The sequence below is a fragment of the Pseudomonas sp. ABFPK genome (assembly GCF_001586765.1).
Lineage (GTDB): Bacteria > Pseudomonadota > Gammaproteobacteria > Pseudomonadales > Pseudomonadaceae > Aquipseudomonas > Aquipseudomonas asiatica.
The window spans coordinates 25145-45287 of record NZ_LQXW01000016.1 but is presented as its reverse complement, the minus strand read 5'-3'; the positions used below and the strand labels follow the sequence as shown (position 1 = coordinate 45287).

The window sequence follows — 20143 nt, the reverse complement described above, 5'->3', positions numbered from 1 at the left end:
TCCACCACCGGCCGATCAGCAAGCCGGCAGGTTGCGCACCACGTTCAGCGCCGCACTGCTCTGGGCCACCGGCATGATCTCGATGGTATTGATGTTCACATGCGCCGGCTGCTCGGCAATCCAGGCCACCGTGGCCGCGATGTCCTCGGGCAGGATGGCCTCCACGTCCCGATACAGCGCCTGCACGGCATCCAGATCACCGTTCAGGCGCACCACCGAGAAATCGGTCCCCGAGCACAGCCCAGGCTCGATGTTGCTCACTCGAACGCGGGTGCCCGCCAGATCGGCGCGCAGGTTGAGGCTGAACTGGCGAACGAAGGCCTTGCTGGCGCCATACACGTTACCGCCCGGGTAGGGATAGGTGCCGGCGATCGAGCCGATATTGATGATCATGCCGCTGTCAGCTTCCACCATCTGCGGCAGGATCTTGTGGGTGACCATGGCCAGGCCAGTGATGTTGGTGTCGATCATCCGCTGCCAGTTTTCCGCACTACTGGCCTGGGCACGGTCCACGCCCAGCGCCAGCCCGGCATTATTGACCAGCAGGTCGACCTGCAGTGACGCATCAGTAATCTGCTCGACCGCCTTCTCGAGCGACACCGGGTCGGTGACATCCAGCGCCAGCGGAATGAAATTGACGCCTAGCTCGGCGGCCAGCGCTTGCAGCTTGTCCATGCGCCGGGCGCCACCGATCACGCGGTAGCCTTTGCCGATCAAGGTACGGCAGATGGCGCGGCCAAAGCCCGAGGAGGCGCCGGTTACGAATGCAGTTTTCATCAGTTGTCTCCTGTGGAAGGGTCAGGCCAGGTACTTCACGCCCAGGCTGGTGAACAGGCAGAGCATCGAGAACACCAGCGCCTTGCGCACCACTTCGTTGCCCTTGCGCAGGGCCAGTGCACTGCCAAGGTGGTTACCGAGGATGTTGCAGGCCACCAGCGGCACCGCCAGCAGGTAGACGACCTTGCCGGCAATGACGAAGGCCACCAAAGCGCCGATGTTGGATGCGAAGTTGAAGGTTTTTGAATTGGCCGAGCTGGAGACCAGGTCCATGCGCAGCAGGTAGTGGAACGCGATGATGAACATGCTGCCGGTACCCGGGCCGAAGAAGCCGTCGTAGAAGCCGATGACCAGGCAGGTCAGCGGCACCACGGTGAAGAGCATGCGCGATGACAGTTCGCGCTCCTCGACCGGGCGGTCCTTAGGGGTGAGGAAGATGAGGATGCCGAAGGGGATCAGCGCCAGGATGATCTTGCCCACGGCTTCCTGGGAGATCGAGACGATCAGGTGCGCTCCCAGGTAGGCACCGAGCAACGAGAATGGCACGCCGACCAGCGCCACCTGCCAGACCATCTTGCTATTGGCCAGGAAGTTGCGAATGGCTGCCAGTGTGCCAAGGGTACTGACCAGTTTTTCCTGGCCGAGGGCAACCTGCGGCGGCATGCCGACCAGCAGAAAGCCCGGCACCAGGAACAACCCGCCGCCACCGGCAATGCTGTCTACGAAGCCGGCAACGAAAGCGATAGCCCCAAGCATGAGCACCGCCAGCAACCAGTGTTCCGCCCAGAAAGCGCCCAGAATTTCCATAGCGAAGTCCATCCAGTGGAGTGTCCGGCCAAGCACAACGCAAGTGTGCATGTCCCAATCAGCGCGATGATTGTAATTACAAAAATTGAATCGATGCAATATCGAATTAAATCGACTCAATGACGAAGATTGCCATCATTACCCGCATCCTGGCTTTCATGTTAGGCTGCGCGCAATTGCAGAATCTGGTGCCATTTCCATGTGGGTCCCTCAATACGGCGATCAAACCCAGCCGGTTTACCTGATGATCGCTAATGCCCTTGAACAGGACATCGAAAGTGGTCGGCTTGCAGCAGGCGATCGTTTGCCCACCCTCAAAGACCTTGCCGAGGCACTGAATGTAACCCCCGGCACCGTTGGAAGAGCCTACGACGAAGCCGCCAAGCGCGGCCTGGTGGTTGGAGAGGTAGGCCGTGGCACATTTGTCAGGCAGTTGCGACAGCGGTTATCCGCCCCGTCGGTGCCTACACCAGTTACTGGCGAAAGCAGCCAGATCGATCTCTCGATCATCAAACCCAACGACGCCCACATGAGTGAGTGGCTGGGTGCAGCCATCAGCGAGCTGGCCACCTCTGCGGACCTGGGACAGGTACTCGACTATGTGACAGAAGGTGGTCACACCTCCCACAAACAAGCAGGTGCAGACTGGATTCGGCGCTGGCTGCCTGGCGCGCGCTGGCAACAAGTTGTACTGACCTCTGGCGCCCAGCATGGACTATTGGTGGCCATAAGCAGCCTGTCGAAGAGCGACGATGTGGTGCTGTGCGAATCGTTCTGCTACCCAGGCATCATCTCCCTGGCCCACAGCATGGGCCGACGCCTGCGTGGCGTGGCCATGGACGAGCATGGCCTTATTCCCGAGGCATTGCGCGCGGCCTGCCTGGAGCATCGCCCTTCCCTGCTGGTGTGTGTCACCACCCACCAGAACCCCACCAACTCAATCATGCCCCACGCACGGCGCCAGGCCATCGCAGAGATCGCCCGCGAGTTCGACCTGTTCATCGTCGATGACGATATCTACGGCTTCCTTGAACCCGCACCGGATTACCAGCCACTGGCGGCGTACGCGCCAGAACGTTCGGTGTATCTCACCAGCCTGTCCAAAAGTGTGCTGCCGGCGCTGCGTATCGGTTACCTGTACGCCCCACCGCAAACCCTCTCGCGGCTATCGTCGATGGTACGCAGCAGCGTCTGGATGCCATCGCCGTTGATGGCACAACTGGCCAGCAACCTGATCAACAGCGGCATGGCCGACCAGTTGGTGCGAGAACAACAGGAAGAGGCTGCCGCGCGCCAGCAAATGGCCCAGGAGATCCTTGGCAAGTACAAGATCCGCAGCCAGCCCAACAGCTTCCACATCTGGCTGGAGTTGCCCGAGCCGTGGACCAGCGACGAATTCGCCAACCTGGCGCGTAACAACGGCGTCACTGTAGTCAGTGGCAGCCAGTTCCTGCCAGAGCGCAGCCACGCCAGCTGCGGCGTGCGCATCGCCTTGATGGCCCCCAGCCGTCAGGAGTTGGGCTTTGCCCTGACCAAGCTGGTCAGCCTGCTGGACTCGCCGGAGCCACGGTTGTTCTATTGATCAGGCTCGCTACTGGAGTGGCAGTCGGTACCAATTCATTCTCGGGCAAACCCGCCCACAAAAAGGTACGCGGCACCGCCCATAAAAAAACCCAGGGCAACTGCCCTGGGTTTCTGGTCTTGCCAGACGCCTAACCGTTCTGATCAGAACGGAATATCGTCATCGAAGCTGTCGAAGTCAGCCGCCGGCTGCGGGGCTGGCTGCTGCGGGGCCGGGCGCTGAGGAGCCTGTTGCGGGCGCGGGGCCTGCTGGCGTGGGGCCTGGTTGTACTGCTGCGGCTGGCCGCCACCGTAGTTGCCGCCACCCTGGTTGTACGGGTCACCGCCCTGCTGCTGGTTCTGCGGACGACCGCCGAGCAGCTGCATGGTGCCGTTGATGTCGACGATGATCTCGGTGGTGTAGCGCTTGATGCCGTCTTTTTCCCACTCGCGGGTCTGCAGCTTGCCTTCGATGTAGCACTGCGAACCTTTGCGCAGATATTCGCCGGCGATTTCGGCAACCTTGCCGAACAGCGACACACGGTGCCACTCGGTACGCTCGACCTTCTGGCCCGACTGCTTGTCGGTCCACTGCTCGCTGGTAGCCAGGCTCAGGTTGGTCACGGCGTTACCGTTGGGCAGGTAGCGGACTTCGGGATCCTGGCCACAGGTGCCGACCAGAATGACTTTGTTAACCCCACGGGCCATAACGTTCTCCTAGGCTTCGCACGCCGAAGAGGCCGGGTTCACCAGGCGCTCGAGGGTCGTACGGTCCAAAATTTTCGTATCCAGTTTGATATAGATGGCGGCTTCTTCCGCCACCACGACGGCGTCGGTCACACCTGGCACAGCCATCAGGCGCTCGGTCAGGCCGGCTTCCCGGACTGCCTCTGGCGTCAGCGGCATGCGCAGGCTGGTCACATAGGGCGGCTCGTTCATGCGCAAGGCGACGACCAACCAGATGGCACACAGTACCGCACAACCGAGGAACACCATGTTCAGCCCGCCGTGCTGGAACAACCAGCCACCGAGGATTCCTCCCAGGGCAGCGCCGAGGAACTGGCTGGTGGAGTAGACCCCCATTGCCGTCCCCTTGCCACCTGCAGGCGACACCTTGCTCACCAGCGAAGGCAGCGATGCCTCCAGCAGGTTGAATGCAGTAAAGAATACCACGGTGCCGATCACCAGTCCGCGCAAACCGTCAGCCCACTGCCAGAAGAACACCTCCACCAGCAGCAACACACTGACCGCCCCGGCCAGCACGCGTTTCATCTTGCGCTTTTTTTCGCCATAGATGATGAACGGGACCATTGCAAAAAATGAGATGAACAACGCGGTCAGGTACACCCACCAGTGCTGTTCCTTCGGAAGACCGCCGCGCTCGACAAAGGCCAGTGGCAATGCGACGAAGCTGGCCATGAGGATGGCGTGGAGGATGAAGATGCCCACATCCAGGCGCAGAAGGTCCGGATGGCGCAGGGTCGGGCCGATGGCCTGGCGCGCCACACCCGACTCACGGTGCTGCAGGATGCTGTGGGTATTGGGCACCACAAAGGCGATCAGCAGGATGCCGACCAGGGCAAGTCCTGCCGTGGCGAGGAACAATCCTGACAAGCCAAAGGCACGAGTCAGCAATGGGCCGACGACCATGGCGACAGCAAACGAAAGGCCGATGCTCATGCCGATCATGGCCATGGCCTTGGTCCGATGCTGCTCGCGGGTGAGGTCGGACAGCAGCGCCATGACCGCAGCGGAAATCGCCCCGGCACCCTGCAGGATACGCCCGGCAATCACACCCCAGATGGAGTCGGCCTGGGCCGCCAATACACTGCCCAGGGCAAAGATGACCAGCCCCAGGTAAATCACAGGCCGGCGGCCGATGCGATCGGAAATGATCCCGAACGGGATCTGCAATACGGCCTGGGTCAGGCCATAGGCACCAATGGCCAGGCCGATCAGCGCAGGCGTGGCACCGGCCAGGTCCATGCCGTAGGTGGCCAGCACCGGCAAGACCATGAACATGCCCAGCATACGAAAGGCAAAGACCAGGGCCAGGCCGCCAGCGGCGCGGGTTTCGCCGCCACTCATACGCTCGTTGTGGGTGTCGTGCATGGATTAACCTCGTGTGAACCGGCGGCGATTCTATCAGTCCGACAGCTTGACGGCATCTACGCGACGCTTTGCCGCGTAATGGCAGGGCGCCGTATACTTCCTTGTTTATGCCCGCCGAGCGAGGCCGCAGTGGACAAGATCCTGATTCGTGGGGCACGTACCCACAACCTGAAGAACATCGACCTGACCCTGCCCCGGGACAAGCTGATCGTGATCACCGGCCTGTCCGGTTCCGGCAAGTCGTCCCTGGCATTCGACACCCTGTACGCCGAAGGCCAGCGCCGCTATGTGGAATCGCTGTCGGCCTACGCCCGGCAGTTCCTGTCGATGATGGAAAAGCCCGACGTCGACACCATCGAAGGCCTGTCGCCGGCCATTTCCATCGAGCAGAAGTCGACCTCGCACAACCCCCGCTCCACGGTCGGCACCATCACCGAAATCTACGACTATCTGCGCCTGCTGTACGCTCGCGTGGGTACCCCACGCTGCCCGGATCACGATATCCCGCTGGAAGCGCAAACGATCAGCCAGATGGTCGACCTGGTGCTGGAGCGACCGGAAGGCAGCAAGCTGATGCTGCTGGCGCCGGTGGTGCGCGAGCGCAAGGGCGAGCACCTGGCGGTGTTCGACGAGCTGCGCGCCCAGGGCTTCGTGCGCGCCCGGGTAAACGGCAAGCTCTACGAACTCGACGAACTGCCCAAGCTGGACAAGCAGAAAAAACACAGCATCGATGTGGTGGTGGACCGTTTCAAGGTCCGCGCCGACCTGCAACAGCGCCTGGCCGAGTCGTTCGAGACCGCGCTCAAGCTGGCCGACGGCATAGCCCTGGTAGCGCCGATGGATGACGAGCCAGGCGAGGAGACGATTTTCTCCGCGCGTTTCGCCTGCCCGGTCTGTGGCCACGCCATCAGCGAGCTGGAGCCGAAGCTGTTCTCCTTCAACAACCCCGCCGGCGCCTGCCCTACCTGCGATGGCCTGGGGGTGAAGCAGTTCTTCGACACCAAGCGCCTGGTCAATGCCGAGCTCACCTTGGCCGAAGGCGCGATCCGCGGCTGGGACCGGCGCAACGTGTACTACTTCCAGATGCTCGGCTCGCTGGCCGCGCATTACGGCTTCAGCCTGGAGGAACCATTCGGCCAGCTTTCGGCCGAGCACCAGAAGGTGATCCTGCAGGGCAGCGGCAAGCAGAGCGTCGACTTCAAGTACCTCAACGACCGTGGCGACATCGTCAAGCGCTCGCACCCGTTCGAAGGCATCGTGCCGAACCTGGAGCGTCGCTACCGCGAGACCGAGTCGGCCACCGTGCGCGAAGAACTGGCCAAGTTTCTCGGCACCCAGCCGTGCCCCGATTGCCGCGGCACCCGCCTGCGCCGTGAGGCAAGGTATGTGTGGGTGGGCGAAAAAACGCTACCGGCAGTGACCAACCTGCCGATCGGTGAAGCCAGCAACTACTTCGGCGAGCTGACTCTGACCGGACGCCGTGGCGAGATTGCGGCGAAGATCCTCAAGGAAATCTGCGAGCGCCTGCAGTTCCTGGTGAACGTCGGTCTCGACTATCTCACCCTGGACCGCAGCGCTGATACCCTGTCCGGTGGCGAAGCGCAGCGTATCCGCCTGGCCAGCCAGATCGGTGCTGGCCTGGTGGGAGTGATGTACATCCTCGATGAGCCGTCCATCGGCCTTCATCAGCGTGACAACGACCGCCTGCTGGCCACCCTCAATCACCTGCGCGACCTGGGCAACACGGTGATCGTGGTGGAACACGACGAGGACGCCATTCGCCTGGCCGACTACGTGGTGGACATCGGCCCTGGGGCCGGCGTGCACGGCGGTCAGATCGTCGCCGAGGGGTCGCCGCAGGAGGTCATGGAGCACCCCGACTCGCTGACCGGCAAGTACCTGTCAGGGCGCAAGAAGATCGTAGTGCCGGCCAAGCGCACGCCGCGCAACAAGAAGCTGCAACTCAAGCTCAAGGGCGCGCGTGGCAACAACCTGCAAAACGTCGACCTTGAAATCCCGATCGGCCTGCTGACCTGCGTGACGGGGGTGTCCGGTTCGGGCAAGTCGACACTGATCAACAACACCCTGTTCCCACTGGCCGCGACCGCCCTGAATGGCTCAAGCAGCCTGGAAGCGGCGCCGCATGCCAGCATGGATGGCCTGCAGCACCTGGACAAGGTAGTGGACATCGACCAGAGCCCGATCGGCCGCACCCCTCGCTCGAACCCGGCGACCTACACCGGCATCTTCACGCCGATCCGCGAGCTGTTCTCCGGTGTGCCGGAATCGCGTTCGCGCGGCTATGGTCCGGGGCGTTTCTCGTTCAACGTCAAGGGAGGCCGTTGCGAGGCCTGCCAGGGCGATGGCCTGATCAAGGTGGAGATGCACTTCCTGCCGGACATCTATGTGCCGTGCGACGTGTGCAAGAGCAAGCGCTACAACCGCGAAACCCTGGAGATCAAGTACAAGGGCAAGAACATCCACGAGGTGCTGGAAATGACCATCGAGGATGCCCGCGAGTTCTTCGACGCAGTGCCGGCGCTGGCGCGCAAGCTGCAGACGTTGATGGATGTGGGGCTGTCATACATCAAGCTGGGCCAGTCGGCGACCACGCTGTCGGGCGGTGAGGCACAGCGAGTGAAGCTGTCGCGCGAACTGTCCAAGCGTGACACCGGCAAGACCCTGTACATCCTCGACGAGCCGACCACGGGCCTGCACTTTGCCGATATTCAGCAGTTGCTGGACGTGCTGCATCGCCTGCGCGACCACGGCAATACCGTGGTGGTGATCGAGCACAACCTGGATGTGATCAAGACCGCGGATTGGCTGGTGGATCTGGGGCCGGAGGGTGGTTCGAAAGGCGGGCAAATCATTGCCTGCGGTACGCCGGAAGAACTGAGTACGATGAAGCAGTCGTATACCGGGCACTACCTGAAACCGTTGCTGGAGCGGGATCGGGCATAAGGCCTTGGGGGCGCTTTGCGCCCTTTTCGCGACAAAAGGCCGCTCCACAGGAGGAATGCATTTCCCTGTGGGAGCGGCCTTTTGTCGCGATAGGGCTGCAGAGCAGCCCCAGCCTTTTACATCTGCGACTGCAGGTAATTCTCGAGGCCAATGGCCTTGATCAGCCCCTGCTGCTTCTCCAGCCAGTAGGTGTGATCTTCTTCGGTATCAGCCAACTGAGCGCGCAGGATGTCGCGGCTGATGTAGTCCTTGTGCAATTCGCACAGTTCGATGCCTTTGCACAGCGCGCCGCGTACCTTGTACTCGAGCTTGAGGTCGGCCTCGATCATTTCCGGCACGGTGCTGCCCACTTCCAGGTCATCCGCGCGCATGTCAGGGGTGCCTTCGAGCATGAGGATGCGACGCATCAGGGCATCGGCGTGCTGCGTCTCTTCTTCCATTTCGTGGTTGATGCGCTCGTAGAGCTTGGACAGGCCCCAGTCTTCGTACATACGCGAGTGAATGAAGTACTGGTCGCGAGCCGCCAGTTCGCCCTTCAGCAGCGTAACGAGGTAGTTGATTACGTCCGGGTGACCTTGCATCGCCCTGCTTCTCCATGTGAAAACGTCTATGCCATATAGTGTGAACCAGCTTTTGCCCGCGGTCACTGAAAACCGCGCAATTAGAAGCAAAAAATCGGTTAAACAGTAGTGATATTCATTGAAAAACCGCCCAAATGAGGGCGGTTCTTCTTATCACTTCGACTTAGGCGAGATTGATGCCCAAGGCCTTGGCAACCCCTTCGCCATAGGCCGGATCGGCCTTGAAGAAGTATTGCAGCTGACGCTGGATAACGTCTTCGCTGACGCCTGCCATGGTGCCGGCAATGTTGTTTATCAGTAGGGCTTTCTGCTCATCGCTCATCAGGCGGAACAGCGCGCCGGCGTGGCTGTAGTAGTCGGTGTCCTCGCGGTGGTCGTAGCGGTCTGCCGAACCATTCAGGGCCAGTGCAGGCTCGGCGTGGCCTGGTGACTGCTTCGGCGCATCGCTGTAGCTGTTGGGCTCATAGTTCGGCGCGCTGCCGTAACTGCCAGCGGCCATGGAACCATCACGCTGGTAGCTGTTGACCGGGCAGCGTGGTGCGTTCACCGGCAGCTGCTGGTGGTTGGTACCCACCCGGTAGCGATGCGCGTCGGCGTAGGCGAATACCCGCCCTTGCAGCATGCGGTCCGGCGACAGGCCAACACCCGGCACCATGTTGCTCGGGCCAAACGCAGCCTGCTCGACCTCGGCAAAGTAGTTGAGCGGGTTACGGTTGAGCTCCAGCACACCCACTTCAATCAGCGGGTAGACCTTCTGCGACCAGGTCTTGGTAACGTCGAAGGGGTTTTCGTCGCGGCTGGCAGCCTCGGCTTCGCTCATCACCTGGATGCATACGGTCCAGCGTGGGTAATCGCCCCGCTCGATGGCTTCGAACAGGTCGCGCTGGGCGTAGTCCGGGTCAGTACCTGCCAGACGCGCAGCATCTGCCGGAGCGAGGTTCTTGATGCCTTGCTGGGTCTTGAAGTGCCATTTGACCCAGGTGCGTTCACCCTTGGCATTGATCAGGCTGTAGGTATGGCTACCGAAGCCGTGCATGTGGCGGTAGCCGTCCGGAATGCCGCGATCGGAGAACAGAATGGTGACCTGATGCAGCGCCTCGGGAGAGTGCGACCAGAAGTCCCACATCATCTGAGCGTTCTTCAGGTTGGATTGTGGGTGACGCTTCTGGGTGTGGATAAAGTCCGGAAACTTCAGTGGGTCGCGGATGAAGAACACCGGCGTATTGTTGCCGACGATATCCCAGTTGCCCTCCTCGGTGTAGAACTTGACGGCAAAACCACGGGGATCGCGCTCGGTATCAGCGGAGCCACGCTCACCACCAACGGTCGAGAAGCGCAGGAAGGTTTCGGTCTCCTTGCCAACCTGTTCAAACAACTTGGCACTGGTGTAATCGGTGATATCGCGGGTGACGGTAAAGGTGCCGTAAGCTCCCGAGCCTTTTGCGTGTACGCGGCGCTCAGGAATGTTCTCGCGGTTGAAGTGGGCAAGCTTCTCGATCAGATGGAAGTCGTCGAGCAGCAGCGGGCCGCGCGGGCCGGCGGAACGGGAATTCTGGTTGTCTGCTACAGGTGCACCGCTGGCGGTGGTGAGAATCTTGCTCATGGGCTCTCCTTATCGGTCTTCAAGCGCCGGCTAATCGGCTCTGGAGAGAGTATTGACGAGCAAGGTTACAAGAACAAATGCATTACATGACTTGAATCAATAGAAATAAACAATACATGTTGAAACAAAAAACCGGGCACTAGGCCCGGTTCTTTGTAGCAGACAGAACGTCTTACTCAGCAGCTTCTACAGCGCCGCCGACCGGACGATCAACCAGCTCGACGTACGCCATAGGAGCGTTGTCGCCAGCGCGGAAACCGCACTTCAGGATGCGCAGGTAGCCGCCCTGACGGGTGGCGTAACGCTTGCCCAGGTCGTTGAACAGCTTGCCAACAGCGGACTTCGAACGGGTACGATCGAAGGCCAGACGGCGGTTAGCTACGCTGTCTTCCTTGGCCAGGGTGATCAGCGGCTCGGCAACGCGGCGCAGTTCCTTGGCTTTCGGCAGGGTGGTTTTGATCAGCTCGTGCTCGATCAGCGACACTGCCATGTTCTGGAACATAGCCTTGCGGTGAGAGCTGGTACGGCTCAGGTGACGTCCACTTTTACGATGACGCATGATTCATTCCTTACCAAACACTACGTTCGGTGATTACGACGATCAGGCGGTCGCCTTGTCGTCTTTCTTAAGACTTGCAGGCGGCCAGTTGTCGAGGCGCATGCCGAGAGACAGACCACGAGAGGCCAGGACGTCCTTGATTTCAGTCAGGGACTTCTTGCCCAGGTTAGGAGTCTTCAACAGTTCTACTTCGGTACGCTGAATCAGGTCGCCGATGTAGTAGATGTTCTCCGCCTTGAGGCAGTTGGCCGAACGTACAGTCAGTTCCAGGTCGTCAACCGGACGCAGCAGGATCGGATCGATCTCGTCTTCCTGCTCGACTACGACAGGCTCGCTGTCACCTTTGAGGTCGACGAACGCGGCCAGCTGCTGTTGCAGGATGGTCGCAGCGCGGCGGATAGCCTCTTCAGGATCCAGGGTGCCGTTGGTTTCCAGATCAATGACCAGCTTGTCCAGGTTGGTACGCTGTTCAACACGGGCGTTCTCGACCACATAGGCGATACGACGCACCGGGCTGAACGAAGCGTCCAACTGCAGACGGCCAATGCTACGGCTTTCGTCTTCGTCGGTTTGACGGGAGTCGGCCGGCTCGTAACCACGACCACGAGCTACAGTGAGCTTCATGTTCAGGGCGCCGTTCGACGCCAGGTTCGCGATTACGTGATCGGGGTTGACGATCTCGACATCGTGATCCAGCTGAATATCGGCAGCGGTAACCACCCCCGAACCCTTTTTCGACAAGGTCAGCGTAACTTCGTCACGACCGTGCAGTTTGATAGCCAGGCCTTTCAGGTTCAACAGGATTTCAATGACGTCTTCCTGAACACCTTCGATCGCGGAGTACTCGTGGAGTACGCCGTCGATCTCGGCCTCGACTACTGCACAGCCAGGCATGGAGGACAACAGGATGCGGCGCAGCGCGTTGCCCAGGGTATGGCCGAAACCACGCTCGAGAGGCTCGAGCGTAATCTTGGCGCGGGTCGGACTGACTACCTGCACATCAATGTGGCGGGGAGTCAGGAACTCATTTACCGAAATCTGCATGGATGCACCTATTTTCTAGCCCTTACTTGGAGTAGAGCTCGACAATCAGGTTCTCGTTGATGTCGGCAGACAGGTCACTGCGAGCAGGAACGTTCTTGAAAACGCCCGACTTTTTAGCAGCATCCACGTCAACCCACTCAACGCGGCCACGCTGGGCGCACAGTTCAAGGGCTTGAACAATGCGCAGCTGGTTCAGCGACTTCTCGCGAACCGCGACCACGTCACCCGGACGAACTTGGTAGGATGGAATGTTTACAGTCTTACCGTTGACGCTGATCGCTTTGTGCGAAACCAGCTGACGGGACTCGGAACGAGTCGAGCCGAAGCCCATACGGTAGACGACGTTATCCAGACGGCACTCGAGCAGTTGCAGCAGGTTCTCACCGGTTGCGCCTTTTTTCGAGGCTGCAGCCTGGTAGTAACCGCGGAACTGACGCTCCAGAACACCGTAGATACGACGAACTTTTTGCTTCTCGCGCAGCTGGGTACCGTAGTCGGACTGACGGCCACGGCGCTGGCCGTGGATACCTGGGGCTGCTTCGATGTTGCACTTCGATTCCAGAGCGCGAACGCCGCTCTTCAGGAACAGGTCAGTGCCTTCACGACGAGACAGTTTGCATTTTGGACCAATGTAACGTGCCATTTATCTGTCTCCTGATTACACGCGACGCTTCTTCGGCGGACGGCACCCGTTGTGCGGGATTGGCGTCACGTCGGTGATGCTGGCGATCTTGTAGCCGCAGCTGTTCAGTGCACGAACGGCGGACTCACGACCTGGACCTGGACCCTTGACGTTTACGTCGAGGTTCTTCAGACCGTATTCCAGCGCAGCTTGACCAGCACGCTCAGCAGCGATCTGGGCTGCGAACGGGGTGGATTTGCGCGAACCACGGAAACCCGAACCACCGGAGGTCGCCCAGGACAAAGCGTTGCCCTGACGGTCGGTGATGGTCACGATGGTGTTGTTGAAAGAGGCATGGATGTGGGCGATGCCATCAACCACTGTCTTTTTGACTTTCTTACGAGGACGAGCAGCAGGTTTTGCCATGTCTATATTCCTGGGCGATTACTTGCGGATCGGCTTACGCGGGCCCTTACGGGTGCGTGCGTTGGTCTTGGTGCGCTGACCGCGAACCGGCAGACCTTTACGATGACGCAGGCCGCGGTAGCAACCCAGGTCCATCAAGCGCTTGATCTTCATGTTGATGTCACGACGCAGGTCACCTTCGGTGGTGAACTTCGCGACTTCGCCACGCAGGGTTTCGATTTGCTCGTCGCTCAGATCCTTGATCTTAGCGGCTGGGTTTACACCAGCGTCTGCACAGATCTTCTGTGCAGTAGTGCGACCGACACCATAGATGTAGGTCAGCGAGATAACAGCATGCTTGTTATCTGGAATGTTGACGCCTGCAATACGGGCCATTCAGTGGGACTCCAATTGACAGCTACCTACGCCCCGGAAGCCAAGAAATAGGGCGCGAGATAATATCGCTGTAGAAACGAATAATCAACCCAGCAGCACACTAGCTGCTGGGTTTGAAGCGCAGATCACACTCAGCCTTGGCGCTGTTTGTGACGCGGTTCCGCGCTGCAGATCACTCGTACGACGCCTTCGCGACGGATGATCTTGCAGTTACGGCACAGCTTTTTCACCGATGCACGAACTTTCATTACCGACTCCTCGAACCTTAGGGGCGTATCAGCGCAGCAGACCGCTGCCACCGTAGCCTTTCAGGTTGGCTTTCTTCATCAGGGATTCGTACTGGTGCGAAACGAGGTGCGATTGTACTTGGGACATGAAGTCCATCACAACCACTACCACAATCAGCAACGAGGTCCCGCCAAGGTAGAACGGCACATTTGCTGCCACCACCAGGAACTGGGGCAGAAGGCAGACGGCCATCATGTAAAGAGCACCGAACATGGTCAGACGGGTCAGAACGCCATCAATGTAGCGTGCCGACTGCTCACCAGGACGGATACCCGGAATAAAGGCACCGGACTTCTTCAGGTTTTCCGCTACGTCTTTCGGGTTGAACATCAGCGCTGTGTAGAAGAAGCAGAAGAAAATGATCCCTGCACTAAACAGCAGAATGTTCAACGGCTGACCAGGAGCGATCGACTGCGAGATGTCCTGCAGCCAGCCCATACCTTCGGACTGACCGAACCAGGCACCCAGCGAAGCCGGGAACAGCAGAATGCTGCTCGCGAAAATGGCCGGGATAACCCCCGCCATGTTCACCTTCAGCGGCAAGTGGCTGGTCTGCGCAGCGAAGACCTTGCGGCCCTGCTGACGCTTGGCGTAGTGAACGGCGATACGACGCTGACCACGCTCAATGAACACCACAAAACCGATAATCGCTACTGCCAGCAAACCGATAGCGACCAGGGCGAAAATGTTGATATCGCCTGTGCGCGCAGACTCGAAAGACTGCCCGATTGCTCTCGGAAGACCGGCAACGATACCCGCGAAGATCAACATCGAGATACCGTTGCCCACACCGCGCTCGGTGATCTGCTCGCCCAGCCACATCATGAACATCGCGCCTGCCACGAAGGTGGAGACGGCAACGACATGGAAGCCCAGGCCTACAGAAAACGCCACGCCCTGGTTGGCCAGGCCAATGGACATGCCAATGGCTTGAACCAGTGCCAGGATAACGGTGCCGTAGCGGGTGTACTGGCTGATCTTGCGACGGCCAGCTTCACCTTCCTTCTTCAACTGTTCCAGTTGCGGGCTGACCGCCGTCATCAGCTGCATGATGATCGATGCCGAGATGTACGGCATGATCCCCAGTGCAAAGATGCTCATGCGCTCAAGCGCGCCACCGGAAAACATGTTGAACAAGCTAAGAATGGTCCCCTCATTCTGCCGAAACAGATCCGCCAGACGGTCTGGATTGATGCCAGGAACCGGGATATGCGCACCTATCCGATAGACGATGATCGCCATGAACAGAAAGCGCAGACGAGCCCAGAGTTCCGACATCCCGCCCTTACCGAGCGAAGAGAGAGCACCTTGCTTAGCCATTTATTCCTCGAACTTGCCGCCAGCTGCTTCGATAGCCGCACGCGCACCCTTGGTGGCTGCGATACCCTTGATGGTGACTGCGCGAGTGACTTCGCCAGACAGCATGATTTTCACGCGCTGTACGTTCTGGCCGATCACGTTGGCATCCTTCAGGGATTGCACGGAGATCACGTCGCCTTCCACCTTGGCCAGCTCGGACAGACGCACTTCGGCGCGATCCATGGCTTTCAGGGAAACGAAGCCGAACTTCGGCAGACGACGGTGCAGCGGCTGTTGACCGCCTTCGAAGCCAGGAGCGATCGAACCACCTGAACGGGAAGTCTGACCTTTGTGGCCACGGCCGCCGGTCTTACCCAGACCGCTACCGATACCACGACCTGGACGATGCTTCTCGCGACGGGAACCCGGCGCTGGACTCAGATCATTGAGTTTCATCGATTAACCCTCGACCTTCAGCATGTAGTAAGCCTTGTTGATCATCCCGCGGTTTTCGGGAGTATCCTGGACTTCTACAGTGTGACCGATGCGACGCAGACCCAGGCCCTTAACGCACAGCTTGTGGTTAGGCAGACGGCCCGAGACGCTCTTGATCAGCGTTACTTTTACGGTTGCCATGATCAGAAGATCTCCTCGACGCTCTTGCCGCGCTTGGCAGCAATGGATTCAGGAGATTGCATGGCTTTCAGACCCTTGAAGGTGGCGTAAACCACGTTCACTGGGTTGGTCGAACCGTAGCACTTGGCCAGAACGTTCTGAACACCAGCAACTTCCAGGACAGCACGCATTGCGCCACCGGCGATGATACCGGTACCTTCCGAGGCAGGCTGCATGTAAACCTTCGAGGCGCCGTGGGCAGCCTTGGTGGCGTACTGCAGGGTGGTGCCCTTCAGGTCAACCTGGATCATGTTGCGGCGAGCAGCTTCCATGGCTTTCTGGATCGCGGCAGGTACTTCGCGCGACTTGCCACGGCCGAAGCCAACACGGCCCTTACCATCACCTACCACGGTCAGCGCGGTGAAGGTGAAGATACGGCCGCCTTTTACGGTTTTGGCAACGCGGTTAACTTGAACCAGCTTCTCGATGTAGCCTTCGTCGCGCTTTTGATCGTTATTTGCCATAACTTAGAACTCCAGCCCGCCTTCACGAGCAGCATCAGCCAGCGCTTTGACGCGGCCGTGGTACTTGAAGCCGGAACGGTCAAAGGCAACTTGAGATACACCGGCGGCTTTCGCACGCTCAGCTACCAGCTTGCCAACCTTAGTGGCCGCGTCGATGTTGCCAGTGGCGCCATCACGCAGTTCTTTGTCCAAGGTCGAGGCGCTTGCCAGAACCTTGCTGCCGTCGGCCGAAATGACCTGGGCGTAGATGTGCTGCGAGGAGCGGAACACGCACAGGCGCACGACTTCGAGTTCGTGCATCTTGAGACGTGCTTTGCGAGCGCGACGCAGTCGAGTAACTTTTTTGTCGGTCATTTGCTAGGCCCTACTTCTTCTTGGCTTCTTTACGACGGACTACTTCGTCCGCGTAACGCACACCCTTGCCTTTGTAAGGCTCTGGCGGACGGAAGTCGCGGATTTCAGCGGCCACCTGACCCACCAGCTGCTTGTCGATACCCTTGATCAGGATGTCGGTCTGGCTTGGGGTTTCAGCGGTGATACCGGCTGGCAGTTCGTAGTCCACTGGGTGCGAGAAGCCCAGGGCCAGGTTCAGGACGGTGCCCTTGGCCTGTGCCTTGTAACCAACACCGACCAGCTGGAGCTTGCGCTCGAAGCCTTGGCTTACGCCCTGGACCATGTTGTTCACCAGAGCGCGGGTGGTACCGGCCATGGCGCGAGCTTGCTGGTCACCGTTACGAGCGACGAAACGCAGCTCGCCAGACTCTTCGGTAACTTCAACAGACGAGTGAACGTTCAGTTCGAGAGTGCCTTTGGCACCCTTCACCGAAAGCTGCTGGCCGGCGAATTTGACTTCGACGCCTGCTGGCAGCTTAACGGGGTTCTTAGCGACGCGAGACATGCCTATCTCCCCTTAGAACACTGTGCACAGAACTTCGCCGCCGACACCGGCAGCGCGCGCAGCGCGATCAGTCATCACACCTTTGTTGGTGGAGACGATAGACACGCCCAGACCGCCACGTACTTTCGGCAGTTCTGCGACGGACTTGTACTGGCGCAGGCCTGGACGGCTGGAGCGCTTCAGCTCCTCGATGACCGGACGGCCTTCGAAGTACTTCAGTTCGATCGACAGGGAAGGCTTGGCCTCACCAGTTACCTGGTAGCCGGCGATGTAACCTTCGTCTTTCAGAACTTTGGCAACCGCGACCTTCAGGGTGGAGGAAGGCATGCTTACGACGGACTTTTCAGCCATCTGGGCATTACGGATGCGAGTTAGCATGTCCGCTAACGGGTCCTGCATACTCATGGGCTAGATGCTCCTGATACAAGAATTATTAGCCTTGCGGCTATCACAACCACCCGAGCGGACAGGGCAAAAAACCCAGGCTCAGGTGAGCCGGTCATTCTAGACACAAGGTAGAAACGAAACAAGCCCCATATAGGGGCTTGTTTGTTGGCGAGGTCACCGGCGGTCGGAAGATTGCTCCCCTTCCGCCGGGATCCAGCCTGCAGCGATTACCAGGAGGCCTTGACCAGACCTGGTACGTCACCGCGCATTGCAGCTTGACGCAGCATGTTACGGCCCAGGCCGAACTTACGGTATACACCGTGAGGACGACCGGTCAGGCGGCAACGGTTGCGCAGACGCGAAGCGCTGGCATCACGTGGCTGCTTCTGCAGGGCGACAACGGCAGCGAAACGCTCTTCAGGAGAGGCGTTCAGGTTGACGATGGTCGCTTTCAGCTCGGCACGCTTTTTGGCGTACTTGGCTACCGTGAGCTGACGCTTCAGCTCGCGGTTTTTCATGCTCTTCTTGGCCATTTTCCTACTCCAATCAGTTGCGGAACGGGAACTTGAAAGCACGCAGCAGAGCGCGGCCTTCGTCGTCCGAACGAGCAGTGGTGGTCAGGGTGATGTCCAAACCGCGCAGAGCATCGATCTTGTCGTAGTCGATTTCCGGGAAGATGATCTGCTCTTTCACGCCCATGCTGTAGTTGCCACGGCCGTCGAAGGACTTGGCATTCAGGCCGCGGAAGTCGCGAACCCGAGGCAGGGAGATCGCCAGCAGGCGGTCCAGGAATTCGTACATTTTGTCGCGACGCAGGGTCACCTTGACACCGATCGGCCAGCCTTCACGGACTTTGAAGCCCGCGATGGATTTACGAGCGAAAGTCACAACCGGCTTTTGACCAGTGATCTTTTCCAGGTCGGCAACAGCGTGCTCGATGACTTTCTTGTCGCCGATCGCTTCGCCCAGACCCATGTTCAGGGTGATCTTGGTAACGCGCGGAACTTCCATCACGTTCGACAGCTTAAGTTCTTCCTTAAGCTTAGGAGCGATTTCGTTCCGGTAAATCTCTTTCAGTCGTGCCATGGTCTTCTACCTAGCAGTGTTCAAGCATCAACCGCTTTTTGGGTCGACTTGAAGACACGAATTTTTTTACCGTCTTCTACTTTGAAACCAACGCGGTCAGCCTTGTTGGTTTCGCCGTTGAAGATGGCAACGTTGGAAGCGTGCAGAGGCGCTTCTTTTTCGACGATACCGCCCTGTACGCCCGCCATCGGGTTAGGCTTGGTATGACGCTTGACCAGGTTCACACCACCAACAACCAGACGGTTGTCAGCCAGAACCTTCAGCACCTTACCGCGCTTACCTTTGTCTTTGCCGGCGATCACGATGATCTCGTCGTCACGACGAATCTTTTGCATGTCGGATCTCCTTACAGCACTTCAGGGGCGAGCGAGACGATCTTCATGAACTTCTCGGTACGAAGTTCACGGGTCACTGGCCCGAAGATGCGAGTGCCGATCGGCTCTTGCTTGTTGTTCAGCAGAACAGCAGCGTTGCCGTCGAAACGAATGATGGAACCGTCAGCGCGACGAACACCGTGACGGGTGCGCACGACAACAGCAGTCATCACTTGGCCTTTCTTGACCTTACCGCGCGGAATTGCTTCCTTGACGGTTACCTTGATGATGTCACCGATGCCGGCGTAACGGCGGTGCGAACCACCGAGCACCTTGATGCACATGACGCGACGAGCGCCGCTGTTATCGGCCACATCGAGCATGGATTGAGTCTGAATCATAAAATTTCTCCGACCCCTAGCCCTTAGACTTCAACAGCGCGTTCGAGGACTTCAACCAGTGCCCAGGACTTGGTCTTGGCCAGCGGACGGGTTTCACGGATGGAAACCTTGTCGCCGATCTTGCACTGGTTGGCTTCGTCGTGCGCGTGCAGCTTAGTCGAACGCTTAACGTATTTACCGTAGATCGGGTGCTTTACGCGACGCTCGATCAGAACGGTGATGGTCTTGTCCATTTTGTCGCTGACGACACGGCCAGTCAGCGTACGGACGGTTTTTTCAGCTTCAGCCATGATCACTTACCTGCCTGCTGGTTGAGCACAGTTTTCACGCGAGCGATGTCACGCTTAACTTGCGAGAGCAGGTGCGACTGCCCCAACTGGCCAGTTGCTTTCTGCATACGCAGATTGAACTGGTCGCGCAGCAAGCCGAGCAGTTGCTCATTCAGTTGCTGTGCCGATTTTTCACGAAGTTCATTCGCTTTCATCACATCACCGTCCGCTTAACAAAGGAGGTGGCGAGAGGCAGCTTTGCAGCAGCCAGGGCGAAAGCTTCGCGCGCCAGCTCTTCAGAAACACCCTCGATTTCATACAGGACTTTGCCTGGCTGAATCTGGGCAACCCAGTATTCCACGGAACCCTTACCTTTACCCATACGAACCTCGAGAGGCTTCTTGGAGATCGGCTTGTCCGGGAACACACGGATCCAGATCTTACCGCCACGTTTTACGTGACGGGTCAGCGCACGACGTGCGGACTCGATCTGGCGAGCGGTGAGGCGACCGCGAGCAACAGCTTTCAGGGCGAATTCGCCGAAGCTGACTTTGCTACCGCGCAGTGCCAGACCACGGTTGTGGCCAGTCATCTGCTTGCGGAATTTTGTACGCTTTGGTTGCAACATTTGG

At 59.1% G+C, this 20143-nt stretch carries 28 protein-coding genes; 2 read left to right on the top strand and 26 right to left on the bottom strand.

Annotated elements, in window-relative coordinates:
- Positions 1–15: 15 nt before the first annotated feature.
- On the bottom strand, positions 16–777 hold the full coding sequence (locus tag WM94_RS12840) for an SDR family NAD(P)-dependent oxidoreductase (protein ID WP_039614603.1): 762 nt from the start codon (positions 775–777) through the stop codon (positions 16–18).
- A 21-nt stretch (positions 778–798) separates the two neighbouring features.
- Entirely contained in the window at positions 799–1584 is a 786-nt protein-coding gene (locus WM94_RS12835; protein WP_061551340.1) for a TSUP family transporter, read from the bottom strand.
- Positions 1585–1783: 199 nt separating this feature from the next.
- Here WM94_RS12835 and WM94_RS12830 point away from each other — a divergent pair, with 199 nt between their 5' ends.
- Complete coding sequence (locus tag WM94_RS12830) at positions 1784–3166, top strand: PLP-dependent aminotransferase family protein (protein ID WP_061551339.1); 1383 nt, start codon at positions 1784–1786, stop codon at positions 3164–3166.
- Positions 3167–3309: 143 nt separating this feature from the next.
- On the opposite strand, the gene WM94_RS12825 is transcribed toward WM94_RS12830, so the two are convergent.
- Together WM94_RS12825 and WM94_RS12820 are read right to left on the bottom strand one after the other, a co-directional pair.
- Entirely contained in the window at positions 3310–3852 is a 543-nt protein-coding gene (locus WM94_RS12825) for a single-stranded DNA-binding protein (RefSeq protein ID WP_013970644.1), read from the bottom strand.
- A gap of 9 nt (positions 3853–3861) precedes the next feature.
- Complete coding sequence (locus tag WM94_RS12820) at positions 3862–5256, bottom strand: MFS transporter (protein ID WP_061551338.1); 1395 nt, start codon at positions 5254–5256, stop codon at positions 3862–3864.
- Positions 5257–5385: 129 nt separating this feature from the next.
- Here WM94_RS12820 and uvrA point away from each other — a divergent pair, with 129 nt between their 5' ends.
- Entirely contained in the window at positions 5386–8220 is a 2835-nt protein-coding gene (gene uvrA / locus WM94_RS12815) for an excinuclease ABC subunit UvrA (RefSeq protein ID WP_061551337.1), read from the top strand.
- A gap of 116 nt (positions 8221–8336) precedes the next feature.
- Here the strand turns inward: uvrA and bfr are convergent, their stop codons facing one another.
- The 22 genes from bfr to rplP form a co-directional block, all read right to left on the bottom strand.
- Entirely contained in the window at positions 8337–8801 is a 465-nt protein-coding gene (gene bfr / locus WM94_RS12810) for a bacterioferritin (protein ID WP_003257116.1), read from the bottom strand.
- A gap of 163 nt (positions 8802–8964) precedes the next feature.
- A complete protein-coding gene (locus WM94_RS12805) occupies positions 8965–10404 on the bottom strand; it encodes a catalase (RefSeq protein ID WP_039614598.1) in 1440 nt (479 codons plus the stop codon).
- 172 nt (positions 10405–10576) lie between these two features.
- A complete protein-coding gene (rplQ, locus tag WM94_RS12800) occupies positions 10577–10963 on the bottom strand; it encodes a 50S ribosomal protein L17 (protein ID WP_003255451.1) in 387 nt (128 codons plus the stop codon).
- A gap of 42 nt (positions 10964–11005) precedes the next feature.
- On the bottom strand, positions 11006–12007 hold the full coding sequence (gene rpoA, locus WM94_RS12795) for a DNA-directed RNA polymerase subunit alpha (RefSeq protein WP_003255452.1): 1002 nt from the start codon (positions 12005–12007) through the stop codon (positions 11006–11008).
- A 22-nt stretch (positions 12008–12029) separates the two neighbouring features.
- The gene (gene rpsD / locus WM94_RS12790; RefSeq protein WP_003257114.1) at positions 12030–12650 is read right to left on the bottom strand and encodes a 30S ribosomal protein S4; all 621 of its coding nucleotides are present in this window, start codon (positions 12648–12650) and stop codon (positions 12030–12032) included.
- A 15-nt stretch (positions 12651–12665) separates the two neighbouring features.
- Positions 12666–13055 (bottom strand): 30S ribosomal protein S11, encoded by a 390-nt coding sequence (rpsK, locus tag WM94_RS12785; RefSeq protein ID WP_003255454.1) that lies wholly within the window; start codon positions 13053–13055, stop codon positions 12666–12668.
- A gap of 18 nt (positions 13056–13073) precedes the next feature.
- Positions 13074–13430, bottom strand: coding sequence for a 30S ribosomal protein S13 (gene rpsM, locus WM94_RS12780; RefSeq protein WP_003257112.1), 357 nt, complete (start codon positions 13428–13430; stop codon positions 13074–13076).
- 131 nt (positions 13431–13561) lie between these two features.
- Positions 13562–13678 (bottom strand): 50S ribosomal protein L36, encoded by a 117-nt coding sequence (gene rpmJ / locus WM94_RS12775; RefSeq protein ID WP_002555468.1) that lies wholly within the window; start codon positions 13676–13678, stop codon positions 13562–13564.
- Between the two features lie 28 nt (positions 13679–13706).
- Positions 13707–15038 carry a preprotein translocase subunit SecY gene (secY, locus tag WM94_RS12770; protein WP_003257108.1) on the bottom strand — a complete coding sequence of 444 codons (1332 nt, stop codon included), beginning with the start codon at positions 15036–15038 and terminating at the stop codon, positions 13707–13709.
- Positions 15039–15473 (bottom strand): 50S ribosomal protein L15, encoded by a 435-nt coding sequence (rplO, locus tag WM94_RS12765; RefSeq protein ID WP_003257107.1) that lies wholly within the window; start codon positions 15471–15473, stop codon positions 15039–15041. It lies immediately after the preceding gene.
- A 3-nt stretch (positions 15474–15476) separates the two neighbouring features.
- On the bottom strand, positions 15477–15653 hold the full coding sequence (rpmD, locus tag WM94_RS12760) for a 50S ribosomal protein L30 (protein ID WP_003255463.1): 177 nt from the start codon (positions 15651–15653) through the stop codon (positions 15477–15479).
- Positions 15654–15655: 2 nt separating this feature from the next.
- Positions 15656–16156: a 30S ribosomal protein S5 gene (gene rpsE, locus WM94_RS12755; RefSeq protein WP_003255465.1), complete on the bottom strand. Its 501-nt coding sequence runs from the start codon at positions 16154–16156 to the stop codon at positions 15656–15658.
- 3 nt (positions 16157–16159) lie between these two features.
- Positions 16160–16510 carry a 50S ribosomal protein L18 gene (gene rplR / locus WM94_RS12750; protein WP_009397496.1) on the bottom strand — a complete coding sequence of 117 codons (351 nt, stop codon included), beginning with the start codon at positions 16508–16510 and terminating at the stop codon, positions 16160–16162.
- A gap of 10 nt (positions 16511–16520) precedes the next feature.
- Entirely contained in the window at positions 16521–17054 is a 534-nt protein-coding gene (gene rplF / locus WM94_RS12745; RefSeq protein ID WP_009681972.1) for a 50S ribosomal protein L6, read from the bottom strand.
- 12 nt (positions 17055–17066) lie between these two features.
- On the bottom strand, positions 17067–17459 hold the full coding sequence (gene rpsH / locus WM94_RS12740; RefSeq protein ID WP_009681971.1) for a 30S ribosomal protein S8: 393 nt from the start codon (positions 17457–17459) through the stop codon (positions 17067–17069).
- Between the two features lie 209 nt (positions 17460–17668).
- Positions 17669–17974 (bottom strand): 30S ribosomal protein S14, encoded by a 306-nt coding sequence (gene rpsN / locus WM94_RS12735; RefSeq protein ID WP_013970638.1) that lies wholly within the window; start codon positions 17972–17974, stop codon positions 17669–17671.
- A gap of 13 nt (positions 17975–17987) precedes the next feature.
- Complete coding sequence (rplE, locus tag WM94_RS12730; protein WP_003257095.1) at positions 17988–18527, bottom strand: 50S ribosomal protein L5; 540 nt, start codon at positions 18525–18527, stop codon at positions 17988–17990.
- 20 nt (positions 18528–18547) lie between these two features.
- Entirely contained in the window at positions 18548–18862 is a 315-nt protein-coding gene (rplX, locus tag WM94_RS12725; protein ID WP_013970637.1) for a 50S ribosomal protein L24, read from the bottom strand.
- An 11-nt stretch (positions 18863–18873) separates the two neighbouring features.
- Positions 18874–19242, bottom strand: coding sequence for a 50S ribosomal protein L14 (gene rplN / locus WM94_RS12720; RefSeq protein ID WP_002555479.1), 369 nt, complete (start codon positions 19240–19242; stop codon positions 18874–18876).
- Between the two features lie 23 nt (positions 19243–19265).
- A complete protein-coding gene (rpsQ, locus tag WM94_RS12715; protein WP_003255478.1) occupies positions 19266–19532 on the bottom strand; it encodes a 30S ribosomal protein S17 in 267 nt (88 codons plus the stop codon).
- Between the two features lie 2 nt (positions 19533–19534).
- Positions 19535–19726 (bottom strand): 50S ribosomal protein L29, encoded by a 192-nt coding sequence (gene rpmC, locus WM94_RS12710; RefSeq protein WP_002555481.1) that lies wholly within the window; start codon positions 19724–19726, stop codon positions 19535–19537.
- Complete coding sequence (rplP, locus tag WM94_RS12705; RefSeq protein ID WP_003255479.1) at positions 19726–20139, bottom strand: 50S ribosomal protein L16; 414 nt, start codon at positions 20137–20139, stop codon at positions 19726–19728. Before rplP ends, rpmC begins: the two co-directional genes overlap by 1 nt.
- Positions 20140–20143: the final 4 nt, after the last annotated feature.